The sequence below is a fragment of the Micromonospora sp. NPDC049497 genome (assembly GCF_044465805.1).
In the GTDB taxonomy this organism is placed as follows: Bacteria; Actinomycetota; Actinomycetes; order Mycobacteriales; family Micromonosporaceae; genus Micromonospora.
This window is the reverse complement of the sequence record NZ_JBITMC010000015.1, coordinates 128196-141732: the sequence shown is the minus strand read 5'-3', so window position 1 is coordinate 141732 and position 13537 is coordinate 128196. Positions and strand designations below refer to the sequence as shown.

The 13537-nt window shown below is 72.1% G+C and carries 12 protein-coding genes; 8 read left to right on the top strand and 4 right to left on the bottom strand.

The genetic code is table 11. The annotated features are described in order from the left end of the window. Positions 1 to 106: 106 nt before the first annotated feature. Positions 107 to 916 carry an ABC transporter ATP-binding protein gene (locus tag ACIBR0_RS20925; protein WP_396718015.1) on the bottom strand — a complete coding sequence of 270 codons (810 nt, stop codon included), beginning with the start codon at positions 914 to 916 and terminating at the stop codon, positions 107 to 109. Continuing rightward, positions 909 to 1805 carry an ABC transporter permease gene (locus tag ACIBR0_RS20920; protein ID WP_396718013.1) on the bottom strand — a complete coding sequence of 299 codons (897 nt, stop codon included), beginning with the start codon at positions 1803 to 1805 and terminating at the stop codon, positions 909 to 911. The genes ACIBR0_RS20925 and ACIBR0_RS20920 overlap by 8 nt, the downstream gene beginning before the upstream one ends. A gap of 198 nt (positions 1806 to 2003) precedes the next feature. On the opposite strand from ACIBR0_RS20920, the gene ACIBR0_RS20915 reads away from it, so the two are divergent. The 3 genes from ACIBR0_RS20915 (at position 2004) to ACIBR0_RS20905 (ending at position 4950) form a co-directional block, all read left to right on the top strand. After that, positions 2004 to 2615, top strand: a complete 612-nt coding sequence (locus tag ACIBR0_RS20915) for a TetR/AcrR family transcriptional regulator (RefSeq protein ID WP_396718065.1) — start codon at positions 2004 to 2006, stop codon at positions 2613 to 2615. Positions 2616 to 2726: 111 nt separating this feature from the next. After that, a complete protein-coding gene (locus ACIBR0_RS20910) occupies positions 2727 to 3836 on the top strand; it encodes a DegT/DnrJ/EryC1/StrS family aminotransferase (RefSeq protein ID WP_396718011.1) in 1110 nt (369 codons plus the stop codon). A gap of 76 nt (positions 3837 to 3912) precedes the next feature. Continuing rightward, positions 3913 to 4950, top strand: coding sequence for a Gfo/Idh/MocA family protein (locus ACIBR0_RS20905; RefSeq protein WP_396718008.1), 1038 nt, complete (start codon positions 3913 to 3915; stop codon positions 4948 to 4950). A gap of 109 nt (positions 4951 to 5059) precedes the next feature. Here ACIBR0_RS20905 and ACIBR0_RS20900 read toward each other — a convergent pair whose 3' ends face one another. Beyond that, the gene (locus ACIBR0_RS20900; RefSeq protein ID WP_396718006.1) at positions 5060 to 6706 is read right to left on the bottom strand and encodes a glycosyltransferase; all 1647 of its coding nucleotides are present in this window, start codon (positions 6704 to 6706) and stop codon (positions 5060 to 5062) included. A 132-nt stretch (positions 6707 to 6838) separates the two neighbouring features. Here ACIBR0_RS20900 and ACIBR0_RS20895 point away from each other — a divergent pair, with 132 nt between their 5' ends. Genes ACIBR0_RS20895 through ACIBR0_RS20880 form a run of 4 tightly spaced genes read left to right on the top strand, consistent with a single transcriptional unit; the run spans position 6839 to position 10604 of the window. Then, a complete protein-coding gene (locus tag ACIBR0_RS20895; RefSeq protein ID WP_396718004.1) occupies positions 6839 to 8056 on the top strand; it encodes a glycosyltransferase in 1218 nt (405 codons plus the stop codon). Between the two features lie 30 nt (positions 8057 to 8086). Further along, a complete protein-coding gene (locus tag ACIBR0_RS20890; protein WP_396718002.1) occupies positions 8087 to 8641 on the top strand; it encodes a hypothetical protein in 555 nt (184 codons plus the stop codon). Further along, positions 8638 to 10020, top strand: a complete 1383-nt coding sequence (locus tag ACIBR0_RS20885) for a glycosyltransferase (protein ID WP_396718000.1) — start codon at positions 8638 to 8640, stop codon at positions 10018 to 10020. The genes ACIBR0_RS20890 and ACIBR0_RS20885 overlap by 4 nt, the downstream gene beginning before the upstream one ends. Continuing rightward, entirely contained in the window at positions 10017 to 10604 is a 588-nt protein-coding gene (locus tag ACIBR0_RS20880) for a hypothetical protein (protein WP_396717997.1), read from the top strand. Before ACIBR0_RS20885 ends, ACIBR0_RS20880 begins: the two co-directional genes overlap by 4 nt. 69 nt (positions 10605 to 10673) lie before the next feature. Here ACIBR0_RS20880 and wecB read toward each other — a convergent pair whose 3' ends face one another. After that, positions 10674 to 11762, bottom strand: a complete 1089-nt coding sequence (wecB, locus tag ACIBR0_RS20875; protein ID WP_396717995.1) for a non-hydrolyzing UDP-N-acetylglucosamine 2-epimerase — start codon at positions 11760 to 11762, stop codon at positions 10674 to 10676. Between the two features lie 210 nt (positions 11763 to 11972). Here wecB and ACIBR0_RS20870 point away from each other — a divergent pair, with 210 nt between their 5' ends. After that, a complete protein-coding gene (locus tag ACIBR0_RS20870; protein WP_396717992.1) occupies positions 11973 to 13436 on the top strand; it encodes a hypothetical protein in 1464 nt (487 codons plus the stop codon). Positions 13437 to 13537 lie beyond the last annotated feature (101 nt).

Genomic DNA, 13537 nt, shown 5'->3' with positions numbered 1-13537 from the left:
CAACACGCCGGCGGTCGTCCGGCCGGCGCACGATCGGTACGACCTTAGCCGCGCCGGGAACGCCCACCGCCCCCCGGTGGTTGGCCGGGGGGCGGTGCGCCGGACGCTACTTCTTCATGTACTCGTGGTAGGCGGCGATGACCTCGTCGGTCGGCCCGTCCATCCGGATCAGGCCGGACTCCAGCCAGATCGACCGCTCGCAGGTCTCCCGGATGGTGCCGATCGCGTGGCTGACCAGGAAGACCGTGCCGGCCTCGGCGCGCAGTTCCCGTACCCGCTGCTCGCTGCGGCGGCGGAACCGGGCGTCACCGGTGGCCAGGGCCTCGTCGATGAGCAGCACGTCGTGCTTCTTCGCCGCCGCGATCGAGAAGCGCAGCCGGGCCGACATGCCGGAGGAGTACGTGCGCATCGGCAGCGAACCGAAGTCGCCCCGCTCGTTGATCCCGGAGAACTCGATGATCTCCGAGGTCCGCTTGCGGACCTCGTCCGGGCGCATCCCCATCGCCAGGCAGCCCAGTGCCACGTTCCGCTCGCCGGAGAGGTCGTTGAGCAGGGCGGCGTTGACGCCGAGCAGGGAGGGCTGCCCCTGGGTGTAGATCGCGCCCTTGTCGGTCGGCATCAGCCCGGCGATGGCCCGCAGCAGTGTCGACTTGCCCGAGCCGTTGCTGCCGATGAGGCCGATCGCCTCGCCCCGGTACGTGGTGAAGCTGACGCCCTTGACCGCGTGGACCTCGCGGATGTTCGGGGCGTCGGTGCGGGACACGATCCGCTTGAGGGCCGCCACCGCGCCGCCGCTGCCCGGGGTGCCCGCGCCGTAGATCCGGTAGGTGAGGTGCACGTTGTCGGCGATGACGGTGGGGATGCGCTGGTCCGCGACCCCGGTGCTGCCGGGAGCGACCTGGTTGAGCTCAGCCACGACCGTACTCCTGTTCACCGCGCCAAAAGTAGACGTACCCGCCGAGGAAGGCCGCCAGGGCCCACGCCGCGCCGACCAGCCAGAGCCGCGTCGGGGAGGAGGTCAGCGGGGAACTCTCCAGGAGGGCGTGCCGGACCAGCTCGATGTAGATGAGCAGCGGGTTGGCCTCGATGATCGTCTGCGCCCAGCCGGGCAGGTGGCGGGCGAAGTTCTCCACGCTGTAGAGGACGCCGGAGGCGTACATCCAGGTGCGGGTGACGAACGGCATGAGCTGCTTGAGGTCGGTGACCTTGGCGCCGAGCCGGGCCATGCCGAGAGCCATGCCGACGTTGAAGACCGACTGGAGCAGCAGGGCGGGAATCACCAGCAGCCACTCCAGGGTCAGCGGCTCGCCGGTGACCAGCACGATGGCGACCAGCACGATCATGGCGGTGAGCAGGTGCTGGAACTGGGTGAGCGTCACCGAGATCGGCAGGCTGGCCCGGGGGAAGTGCAGCGCCCGGACCAGGCCGAGGTTGCCGCTGATCGACTGGGTGCCCTGGACCACCGCGGTCTGGGTGAAGTTGAAGATGAACAGCCCGACGCAGAGGTAGGCGATGAAGTTCGGGATCTCACCCTTGGTGTTCAGGATGACGCCGAAGATCAGGTAGTAGATCGCCGCGTTCGTCAGCGGTGTGAGCACCTGCCACACGCGCCCCAGGCGGGCCGTGGCGAAGGCCGCGACCATCTTCGCGTTCGCGTACGCCGCGATGAAGTGCCGGTAGGACCACAGCTGCCGGGTGTAGCCGGCGAGGGTGGGCCGTTCGCCGGCGACCGTCAGACCGTACCGGGCGGCGAGTTCCGCCCCGGTCAGTCCTGAGTCGGCGTCAGCCACCGCCGTGTTGGCCATGGATGGGCGCTCCGATCTTTCTCAGTGGGGATGCCGCGAACAGTTCGGCGGATCCGACGGGCCGCAGTGGCGGGAACGTCGCCGCCTTGTCGCTGCGTGGACGGTAGTGGAAAAGACGTCGGGACGCAACCGTACCGTCGCTGCGCTACATTGTCCCACGTGACGACCGAGAAGAGGCGTGCTCCGGCCGGTGCGGCGGTGCTCCGGGACGACATCACCACGGCCATCCGCCGCGCCGTGATGCAGGAACTGGCCGCCGTCGGCTACGGGCGGCTCTCCATCGAGGCGGTCGCGCGCCGGGCCGGGGTGAGCAAGACCGCCGTCTACCGGCGCTGGAGCTCGAAGCTGGAGCTGGTGCTGGAGGTCGTCTCGGCCGCCGCCGGAAAGCGCCTGCCGCTGCCCGACACCGGTGATCTCCGGACGGATCTGGAGATGCTCTATCTGATCATGACGCAGGCGCTGCGGCACCCGCTCGCCTCGCAGATCATCCCCGACCTGCTGGCCGAGGCCGCCCGCAACCCGCAGATCGCGCAGACCCTCCAGGAGGCGCTGCGGCTGCACCAGCGGACGGTCGGCGGCCTGCTGATCGGCCGCGCCGTCGAACGCGGCGAACTGCCTGTGGTGGTCGACCCCGACATCGCCATCGACCTCATCGTCGGACCGCTCTACTGGCGGGTGGCGATCGCCCGACTGCCGCTCGACCCGGCGGACGCGCCGAGGATGGCCTCGGCCGTCGTCGGCGCGCTCCGAGTAGCATGCCAGGTGCCAATCCGGGGCGAGTCGGACGTCGAGCTCTCCGTACGACCGTGAATGTCCCAGCTCACCGGGTCTCCGATCCGCCAGTCGCACCGCCAGGCTTCCCGACCCGGGGACCGGCTACCATCGCGGCCGGACGAGCTCCACACCGACAGGAGGATGCCCATGACTGGGCAGAACGCTGAATTCATCCCACCCGCTCGGCCGGTGATCGGCGAGGCCGAGATCGAGGCGGCCGTGCGGGTGCTGCGCAGCGGCAAGGTGGTGCAGGGCCCCGAGGTCGCGGCCTTCGAAGAGGAGTTCGGTGAACTCGTCGCCGGTCGTCACTGCGTGGCGGTCAACTCGGGCACGTCGGCCCTCCAGCTGACCCTCATGGCCCTGGGTTTCGGTCCTGGCGACGAGATCGTGGTGCCGTCCTTCTCCTTCGCCGCCAGCGCCAACGCGGTCCGGCTGGTGGGCGCCGAGCCCGTCTTCGTCGACATCGAGCCCGACAGCTTCTGCGTCGACCCCGCCGCGGTGGAGGCGGCGATCGTTCCGCGCACCGTGGCGATCATGCCGGTCCACCTCTACGGCCACCCGGCCGCGATGGACAAGATCATGGAGATCGCCGCCCGGCGCGGCCTCGCCGTGGTCGAGGACGCCGCCCAGGCCCACGGCGCGGCCCTGAACGGCCAGCCGGTCGGCGCCTTCGGCACCGCGGGCTGCTTCAGCTTCTACCCCACCAAGAACATGCACTCCCTCGAGGGCGGCATGGTGACCACCGCCGACCCCGAGCTGGCCCGCACCCTGCGGCTGCTGCGCAACCAGGGCATGGAGCAGCGGTACGCCAACGAGATCGTCGGCGCCAACATGCGGATGACCGACGTGGCCGCCGCCATCGGCCGGGTGCAGCTGCGCCAGCTCGCCGACTGGACCGAGCAGCGCCGCGCCAACGCCAAGTTCCTCGACTCGAAGATCACCGGCCTGGTCACCCCGCCGGTGGCCGACAACGCCCGGCACGTCTACCACCAGTACACGGTGCGGGTGCGGGGCGACCGGGACGCGGCCCAGGCCCGCCTCACCGAGCTGGGCATCGGCAACGCCGTCTACTACCCGACCCCGATCCACCGGCTCAAGCCGTACCTCACCGAGGACGGAAAGCCGGGCCCGTGGGACCTGCCGGAGACCGAGCGGGCCGCCGCCGAGGTCGTCTCGCTGCCGGTGCACCCGTCGCTGAGCGAGGCCGACCTGGAGCGGATCGCCGAGGGCGCGAACCTGGCCGGCGGTGCCCGATGAGCGAGCGGAGCGAGCGAATCATCAGGCTCGGCGCGGTTGTGCCTCATGACGGCACGGAGCGAAGCGGAGTGGCGGCATGAGCGAGCGGAAGAAGCTGCGCGCCGGTCTCATCGGCCTCGGCGCAATGGGCCGCAACCACGCCCGGGTCCTGTCCAACCTGGACGGCGTCGAGCTGGTCGGCATCGTCGACCCGGCCGGCGACACGACCGGCACGCTCCGTGCCCCGGTCGTACCCGAGCTGGGTGACCTGCTGAAGCTGGGTGTGGACTACGCGGTGGTGGCCTGCCCGACCGCGCTGCACGAGCAGATCGGCCTCGAACTCGCCGCCAACGGCGTCTGCGCGCTGATCGAGAAGCCGCTCGCGCAGTCCGTCGAGGCGGCGACCCGGCTGGTCGAGGCGTTCGAGGCCGCCGGTCTGGTCGCCGGTGTCGGGCACATCGAGCGCTACAACCCGGCCCTGCAGAACCTGCGTACCCGGCTGGAGGCCGGCGAGCTGGGCGAGGTCTTCCAGGTCGTCACCCGGCGCCAGGGCCCGTTCCCGCACCGGATCGCCGACGTCGGCGTGGTGATGGACCTGGCCACCCACGACATCGACCTGACGGCCTGGGTGACCGGGCAGGACTACACGTCGGTGTCGGCCCGGACGGTCTCCCGCAGCGGTCGCCTGCACGAGGACATGGTCGCCGTCGTCGGCCAGCTCGCCGACGGCACGATGGTCAACCACCTGGTGAACTGGCTGAGCCCGCTCAAGGAGCGGTCCACCGTCATCACCGGTGACCGGGGCTGCTTCGTCGCCGACACCCTCACGGCCGACCTGACCTTCTACGCCAACGCGGCGATCGACACCGAGTGGGAGGCGCTGCGCGCGTTCCGCGGCGTCGCCGAGGGCGACATGATCCGGTACGCCATCCCGAAGCGGGAGCCGCTGCTGGTCGAGCACGAGCGGTTCCGCGACGCGGTCGAGGGCAAGCAGAGCGACATCGTGACCCTTCGCCAGGGCCTGCGTACCGTCCAGGTGGCGGCCGGGCTGCTGGAGTCCGCCTCGGCCGGGACCACCGTCGACGTCGGCGCCCCCGTCGGTGGCGACCCGAGCCGGGTGAGCACCACGATCTGACCGACCCACGCGGAGAGGCCCGGCCGCCGGCCGGGCCTCTCCGCGTGACGGTGACGGGTCCCTGCCGTGACGCGGCGGGCCCGACGCGCGCTCCCGGATGGCCGGAGGCTCAGGGCTGGGCCGGCAGGCGGAACAACGCGTCGAAGTCGTGCCGGGTGACCGACCAGTCCCAGGTCGCCCGCGCGTGCGCGGCGGCGCTGCTGCCGGCGGTTCGCCACTGCTCCTCGTCGGTGGTCCCGGCCAGGATCCGCTGGGCGGCCTCCTCGGGCGTTCGCACCACCCAGTCCGCCGGGAACAGGGTGCGGGCGCCGCTGCGCTGGCGCGCGAAGAAGGGCCAGTCCCGCACCACCGGAAGCGCGCCGCTGGCGGCGCCCTCCACGAGGGCGCAGTGGAAGCTCTCCCGGACCGAGGTGCTGAGGATGACGCCGACACGGGTCAGCGCCTCCGGAACGTCGGTGACGTGACCGACCCGGGTGACCGCGCCCGCCGTCTCCAGCTCGCGGAGCTCCCGGTCGAGCGCCGCCTGGTAGTCGCGCACCGCGCCACCGGCGGAGGCCTTCAGGCCGTCGCCGATCAGGAGCAGTCGGTACCGGGAATCGGACCGGCGCAGCACCCGGAGCACCTCGAGGGCCCATCGTGGGTCCTTCGCCACCGCGCCGACGCCCACGAGTCCCAGGGTGAACCGGGCCGCCGGGTCCTTCGCCCTCGGATAGGCGCCCAGGTCCATGGCGTTGGCGATCACGTGCAGGCGGGGGGCGCCCTCGCCGGACAGGTCGGGGGACACCGCCGTGACCAGCTCCCGAAGGTGCTCGGAGACGAACACCACGTCATCCACCCGGCTGAAGTCGACCAGGTGCGGCCAGAAGCTCAACGCCTCGAAGCTGTGCAACCGGATCACCACTCTCGTGTCGCCGGGGTCCACCAGCGTGACCAGAGCGGCGGTGGCGACGCACCAGTCGACGAAGAGCGTGTCCGCCCAGTCCAGATGCGGCCGCAGCCACTCCTCGACCCGCTCGCCGTACGGGGAGCTTCCGGTCACCAGGTGATCCACGACCGGGTCCACCCGCTTGATCAGCGGCCCGGCGGTGAGGTCGTCGGTCAGGTGCAGGTAGCGGAACTCCACGGCGGGGTGTGCCGCGTACCGTTCCCGGATCTCGCGCAGGAAGTGCGGATTGCCGTTGGTCAGCACCAGCAGCCGGAGCGGTCGGTCGGCCGGTGCCTCGGCCGCCGGCGTCCCGCGTCCCCGGGGGGCCAGCAGCGCCTGCCCCGTGACGCTGTCCCGGAGCGGCGCGAGGAAGGCCGAAGGGTCGTCCGCCAGCGGCGAGGAGAGCCGGTCGAAGTGCAGGCTCCGGTGGAACAGCACGCGCAGGGCGCGGTACAGGTGCCGGCCCGCGGCCCGTGGGTCGCCGGCGGTGAACCGCTCGTCCGCCACCGTCAGCTCGGCGCGGACGGCCTCGGTGAGGTGCGGCGGCGTGCGACCTGCCGCCAGCTCGTCGGCGGCCTCGCGCATCAGCAGGTCCGCCCTCGTCCGCGAGTCGCTCGACCGCGCGAGCGCGGCCAGCGCCGCGCGCGCCTCCGCCGGCGTCCAGCCGGCCTGCGTCATGCCGGTCCGCAGCCGGTGGGCCAGGGCACCCCGGGCCCGGGACGGCAGGATGGGAGCCCCGGTGACGCCACGCAGCAGCCGGACCGCGGCGCGGTGACGTACGACGGCGGGAGAGGTCGCCCGGCGCAGGACCGGATCCAGCGGATTCCTCATGGCCGGTCGGCTCGCTTCACGGGCTGTCTCCGGTCGCTCGGGGGGATCCCGGCCGGTCGGGCCAGGTGGAGGTGATCGACGGCTTGCATGTTAGCGTCAGGCGGTCTGGACGAAACGGCTGGGAAGGTTCGGGTGCCTGCAACCTCTTACCGGGACGTGGCCGTCATCACCCCGTGGTACCCGACCCGGGAGCTACCGTTCCGGGGTTCCTTCGTGCGGGCGATGGTGGACGCCACGGGTCCCGGCTGCGACCGGATGACCGTCCTGCACTGCGACGCCTGGGTCGCCAACCTCGACGGACCGGCCGACCGGCGGGTGATGGACGCGCACCGGGCGTTGACGCCGCGGGCGATGCACCGTAACCCCACCGTGGGCGGCGCCGATCTGATCTACGTACCGGTCCCGGTGCCGCGCGGGCAGGGGCACGCCGACATCGCCCACCGGCACGATCTGGCATTGGGCGCCGCGCTGGGTGGCCGTCCGATCGACGCGTCGGTGGTCCACGCCCACGTCGGTCTGCCCAGCGGTTGGGCGGCGATCCGGCACGCCCGGCCCGACGCGAAGGTCTTCGTCACCGAGCACGCGAGCTTCCTGGACAAGGTGCTGTCGACCCCGCAGGGTCGCGAGATGTACGACGAGGTGCTGCACCGCTGTTCGGGATTCCTCGCCGTCGGCGAGGGCGTGCGCCGGCCGCTGGTCGAGGCGTTCCCGCACCATGCGGACCGGATCGGGGCGATCTCCAATCCCATCTCCTTCGACCAACCCCGGCCGACCCCGGTCGCCGCGCTGCGGCGCTGGCTGTTCGTCGGTGCGCTCTCCGAGCTCAAGGGCGTACCCCTGCTGCTGGAGGCCTTCGCCCGCTGCCACGCGGAGGATCGGTCGCTCACCCTCACCCTCGTCGGTGAGGGGGCGCTGCTGGCCTCGCTGACCGCTCGCGCCGCCGAACTCGGCGTCGGCGAGGCGGTGACCTTCACCGGCGCGATCCCGCCGGACGAGGCCCTGCGGTTGATGCGGGAGCACGACCTGCTGGTGCACCCGAGCCGCGCGGAGACCTTCGGGGTGGCCGTGGTCGAGGCGGTGGCGGCCGGCCTGCCGGTCCTGGTCACGCGCTGTGGTGGACCGGAGCGGACCCTTGCCGGCATCGAGGACGCGGCGGGACTGCTGATCGACGTCACGGACGACCCGGAGACGATCGTCGCCGGCTACCGCGAGCTGCGGGCGCGCCACCCGCACGGCCTGGACACCGCTCTCGCGCACAAGGTGCTCTCCGACCGGTACGGGTACGCTGCGGTGGCCCGCGCACATCACGACCTCTGGTTCGGCGAGGCGCCCGCGCGCCCGACCGCCTGAGTCGTCGCGACCTCGATCAGTTGGAGTGAGATGCACGTCCTGTTCCTGGCCATCGGGGGTACCCGCCGGCGTGCCGTGGTCGACGAGTCGGCCCAGGTCGTCGCCGAAGGACACCGGGCGACGGTGGTGACCGACCGGGCCGCCCAGTGGAGCCGTGACCAGTGGCACACGGGTGTGCGGGTCGTCGAGCTGGCCGAGATCGAGCAGCGCCTGCCGGCGCTTCGGATCGAGCAGGCGGTGCTCTTCCGCGCGCCGAGGAAGGTGCTGCGGACGATCGGCCGCGGCCCGCTGCGCGGTGTCGCCCGCCGCGCCGAGAAGTCGTACGAGCGTCGCGTCGCCGCCCGTGCGCACCGGCTCTTCCTGCGTACCCGGGGGAAGGTGCGGGGTGACGCCCGCCCGCGCATGGTCGACGCGCTGGTGCGGCGCGGGCCCGCGGTTGATCTCGTGGTGGTGACCGACCCGGTGGCGATGCCGTACGCGGAGCGTCTCACCGGCGGTGCGCGCCGCGGTTCGGCACCGAGGGTCTGCTTCAGCTACGACTACGCTGGTTCGATGTCGAACGCCGCTCAGGGGGACAACTCATGAACCGGACGCGGGAACCGCGTCGCCCACGCATCCTGTACCTGTCGTTCTACTTCCCGCCCTCCCGGGCGAGTGGCGTCTACCGGGCGCGAGCCACCGCCAACTACCTCGCGCAGCAGGGCTGGGACGTGACCGCCTTCGCGTCGCCGATCAGCTTCCTCCACGAGGTGATCGGGTCGGTCGACGAGCGGCTGGCGGAGACCGTCGACCCCCGCATCCGGGTTGAGCGTCCCCCGCTGAGCCAGTTCGCCTGGGAGCGTGACCTGCGCCGGTTCAGTCGGTTCCGTGGTCTGTCGCCGGTCATGGCGGGCAAGGCCTACCGGCTGGGGCTGTCGAAGATCTTCCCCGAGCACTACCTCTCCTGGGCCGCGGCGTCGGTGCGCAGGGCGCTGGCGATGCACACCCGCCGGCGGTTCGACGTGGTGCTCGCGACCGGCAATCCGTTCGCCTCGTTCGCCGCCGCGTGGATGATCCACCGCCTGACCGGCGTGCCGTTCGCGGTGGACTACCGCGACGCGTGGACGCTGAACATGTTCGAGGAGAAGCCGGCGTACCCCGACGGCCACCTGGCCTGGAAGTGGGAGCACCGGATCCTGCGTGACGCGTCGGCGTCCATCTTCGTCAACAACCCGTTGCGCGCCTGGTACGCGGAGCGGTACCCGAACAGCGCCGACCGGATGATGGTCGTCCCGAACGGCTGGGATCCGGACCTGTTCGGTCAGGGCGAGCCGGTGGAGGCGGCGTCGACCGACCCGACGCGGCCGCTGCGGTTCAGCTTCCTGGGCACCGTCAACAACACCCAGCCGGTGGAGCAGTTGGCCGACGCCTTCGAGCGCGCGCGGCGCCACCCCGATCTGGCCGGCGCGCAACTGCATATCCACGGTCACCTGGGTTACTTCAAGCAGAGCCAGTCCGAGCTGATGAAGCGGCTGGGACTGGCCGATCCCGCCGGGGAACCGGGAACGGACACCGGCATCTCGTACCGCGGCGCGGTCTCGAAGACCGACGTCGGGCAGGTCTACCAGGACAGCGACGTGCTGGTCTTCCTGGCCGGCGGAGCGCGGTACGTCACGTCCGGCAAGATCTTCGAGTACATGGCCAGCGGTCGGCCGATCGTCTCGGTGCACGCGCCGGGAATCGCGGCGCAGGACGTGCTGGCCGGCTATCCCCTGTGGTTCAACCCGAACAGCCTCGACGTGGACGAGATCGCCAACTCGATGATCGCCGCCGGCAAGGCGGCCCGGGACATGACCCCGCAGGTACGGGCGGAGGCGCAGGCGCATGCCGCGGCGTTCACGCGGGAGGCGGTGACCGCGCCCCTGGAGGCGCGGCTGCGGGCCATGGTCAAGCGGACCATCGCGACTGGGGCGGAGGCATCGTGACGACGGTACGCGAGAACAGCGAGACGGCGACGGCGACGGCGGGGCGGCAGCCGAGGGTGCTCCTGCTCTCCTTCAACCTCGCACCGCACGATCGGGTCATCGAACTGGCGACGCGCCTGCTCGACCAGGGCGCCCGGGTCGACCTCCTGGTCATGGACGACGCGGGCTGGCAGGGGCTGGCCGGCCGACCGAACCTGTGGATCCACTCCCTCGACGGCGCGGAGCGTCGGCACGTGGTCATGCGCGCCGAGCGGGCCGCCGTCTTCCGCGGACCGGCCGCGGTGCTGACCGGGCTGGGAAAGCTGACCGGGGAGCGGCCGGTGCGGCCACTGGTCAAGGGACACCAGAGGGCCGCCGGCGCGTTCCACCGCCGGATCTTCATGAAGAGCTACGCCGCCATCCGCCCGCTGGTGCTCTCCCGCCTCTTCGAGCGGCGCCTGCCGGCGCTCGGCATCGACGACGTGGACGTCATCATCGCCTCGGACGTGCTGACGGTCACGCTCGGCTGGAAGCTCGCCAAGCGGTTTCCGAAGGCGATCGCGACCACCAGCCTGGACGTGCCCGCCCTTCCCGCGGCCAACTGATCGGGGCAACCCGGGGCGTACGACGACGGGGGTGACGGCCACGGCCGTCACCCCCGTCCTCGTACCGGTCTAGCGGGCCCGCTCGGCGAGGACCCGGACGACCTGCTCGGCGGCCCGCCCGTCGCCGAACGGCTCCTGGCGCGGGGCGGCCGGCGCGGGCCGGGTCGCGGTGGCGACCCAGTCGGCCCGGCCCAGCGCGGCCGGGTTCGGCGCGAGCACGTTCCAGCCGTCGTGCAGGGTCTCCACCCACTCGGTCTCCGGCCGCAGTGTGGTGCACGGCCGGTCCAGCAGGTACGCCTCCTTCTGCAACCCGCCGGAGTCGGTGATCACGCCGGCCGATCCGAGGACGGCCGCGACCAGCGCGCCGTACGGCAGCGGGCGGCCGACGTGCAGCGACCCGCCGGTCAGCTTCAGCCCCTGCTCGTTGGCGCGGGCGAGCAGCCGGGGGTGGGCCAGCAGGGCGACCGGCACCGGCAGGTCGGCCAGCGCGGCCACCAGTGAGGCAAGCCGCTGCGGGTCGTCGGTGTTCTCGGCCCGGTGGAGGGTGGCCAGCAGGTACGGCGCGTCGGGGTCGATGCCCTCCGGCAGTTCCGGCCGGGGGTTGCGGCCGGTCAGCACGGCGTCCCGGACCCGCAGGCAGACGTCGACCATCACGTCGCCGACCAGCACCGACCGGTCGGCCAGCCCCTCGGCGGCGAGGTGCCGCATCGCCTCCCCGGTCGGCGCGAGCAGCAGATCGGCGCAGTGGTCGGTGAGGACGCGGTTGTGCTCCTCCGGCATCCGCCGGTTGAACGAGCGCAGCCCGGCCTCGAGGTGAGCGACCGGCAGGTGCTGCTTCACGGCGGACAGCGCGCCGGCGAGGGTGGAGTTGGTGTCCCCGTAGACGAGGACCCAGTCCGGCCGGTGCTCCTCCAGCACCGGGTCCATCGCGGCCAGCGTCCGGCCGGTCTGCACCCCGTGGCTGCCGGAGCCGATACCGAGGTGGACGTCCGGGTCCGGGATGCCGAGGCCGGAGAAGAAGACGTCGGAGAGGTCGGCATCGTAGTGCTGGCCGGTGTGCACGATGACGTGCTCGTGCTCGGTAGCGGCGAACGCCGCCGCGATCGGTGCGAGTTTGACCAGCTGCGGCCGGGCCCCGACGATGCTGACGACCTTCATCTGCGACGTTCCTCCGATACCTTGTCCGCGGTCGGCGCCTGCGCGCCGCACCCCCAGCTCACCGGATCGCCCGGCTGCCATCGGCGCCGGTCCGATTCTGCGGCGGAACGGGCGAGTTGTCCGCCTCGCCGCGCCGACGGCGGCCTAGGCTAACATCGCCGCGACATTCACCGGACGGTGTGACCCGTCCTCACCCCTACGAGAGTTGCCGTGGCCGCTGAACCCCCGGTCGTCGCCGATCCAGGTGCACCGGAATTCCCCTCCGTCGGTGACCGACGATGGTCACCGGTAGCCCACCGGCTGGACCTCGTCCTGGTCGGTCTGGTCGTCGCGTACGTCGTCGCGCGGTCGAGCGTGGCGCTCAGGGTGGAGCCCTTCCGTACCTACGACTCCCGCTCGTACCTGGGCCTGACGGACGGGCCGGATCCCACGGTGACGCTGTCCTTCACCGGCCAGGCGCCCCGCCTGTGGGGCGCACCGCTGCTCTACTCGCTGGTCGGGGCGGACGAGGGCCGGGCGCTGCTCCAGGCCCTCGTCGGCATGCTCGGGTGGACCGCCCTGGTCGTCGCACTCTGGATCACGCTGCGTAGCCCGGTGGCCCGGGTGCTGGCCGCGGTGGTCCTGTTCGGGCTGGCACTGACGCCACCGGCCTACGTGTGGGACCACACCATGATCTCCGAGTCACTCTCGATCAACCTGGGGCTGCTCACCGTCGGTCTGGGAGGGATCTGGTGGCGCACCCGGTCCCGCGTCGCCGCCGCCGCCATGACGGCAACGGCCTTCTGGTGGATCTTCACCCGGCAGGACATGCTGCTCTTCGTCGGTCTCGTCCTGGTCGCGGTGCTCGTGCTGGCCTGGCGCAGCCGGCCGCACCGCCGCGCGGCGGTGGCCGTCGTGCTTGTGCTCGGCGTCGGACTGGCCTGGGCCGCGGCGATCGCCGGCCCCACCGACCGGACCTTCGCCAGGTGGAGCGCCTCGGGCCACTCGCAGACCGAGGAGACCTTCCTCTACCGGCTGATGATCGACGTGATGGACGACCGACGCATGCGGGAGGTCTACCACGAGGAACTCGGCATGCCGGGGTGTCGCCCGCTGGAGAAGGTGACCGACAGCACGTCGTGGAACGTCCGGCGGGTGGGGCACGCGTACCGGGCCTGCCCGGACCTGCGGGCGTGGGCGGACGAGAACAAGATGACGGTGGGCTACCGGTACGCCGTGGCGGACCCCCGGCACTTCGCCCGCACGATGGAGGAGAAGTTCGCCGTCGCGCTGGGCAGCCGCAGCCTGGGCACCTACGGCCGCCCGGCGGCGCTCCTGCCGGCGGGTGTGCAGGCGGCGTACTTCCCTCCCGAGCGGCTCGTCCTGCCGCTGGTCGCCGTCACCGCCGTGCTCGCCGTGCTCGCCGGCTGGGCCACCGGGGCGGTGCGCCGACGACGGGTCCTGCTGGTGGCGGGTGCGGTGGCCGTTGTGGGCAGCCTGGTCAGCACGCTGGCCGGTCTGATGCTGTCGGCTGGTGAGTTCGCGCGGTTCGGCATCCAGGAGTCGCTCTACCTCCGGATCGGTCTTCTCGTCCTGCTGCTCGCGGCGCTGGACGCGGCGCTCGACCGGCGCGGCCGCGCCGGTCAGGGAGACGCGCCGGGGCCCCGGCCCTCGCCGGCCATCGACGGGGAGTGATCGACGTCCCCTGCGGCCCGGCGCGATCCCCTACAGTCGTCACCCGGGACGACCGGTGGCGCAGCGGCGCCGCCATCAGCGGGTAGAACGTGGGGTTGAGG

What these genes read in the sequence shown, in the direction of transcription:
- ACIBR0_RS20890 (WP_396718002.1), top strand. Translation starts at nt 8,087, where the DNA reads ATGCACGTCCTGTTCCTGGCCATCGGGGGTACCCGCCGGCGTGCCGTG.
- ACIBR0_RS20885 (WP_396718000.1), top strand. Translation starts at nt 8,638, where the DNA reads ATGAACCGGACGCGGGAACCGCGTCGCCCACGCATCCTGTACCTGTCG.
- ACIBR0_RS20900 (WP_396718006.1), bottom strand. Translation starts at nt 6,706, where the DNA reads ATGAGGAATCCGCTGGATCCGGTCCTGCGCCGGGCGACCTCTCCCGCC.
- ACIBR0_RS20920 (WP_396718013.1), bottom strand. Translation starts at nt 1,805, where the DNA reads ATGGCCAACACGGCGGTGGCTGACGCCGACTCAGGACTGACCGGGGCG.
- wecB (WP_396717995.1), bottom strand. Translation starts at nt 11,762, where the DNA reads ATGAAGGTCGTCAGCATCGTCGGGGCCCGGCCGCAGCTGGTCAAACTC.
- ACIBR0_RS20910 (WP_396718011.1), top strand. Translation starts at nt 2,727, where the DNA reads ATGACTGGGCAGAACGCTGAATTCATCCCACCCGCTCGGCCGGTGATC.
- ACIBR0_RS20905 (WP_396718008.1), top strand. Translation starts at nt 3,913, where the DNA reads ATGAGCGAGCGGAAGAAGCTGCGCGCCGGTCTCATCGGCCTCGGCGCA.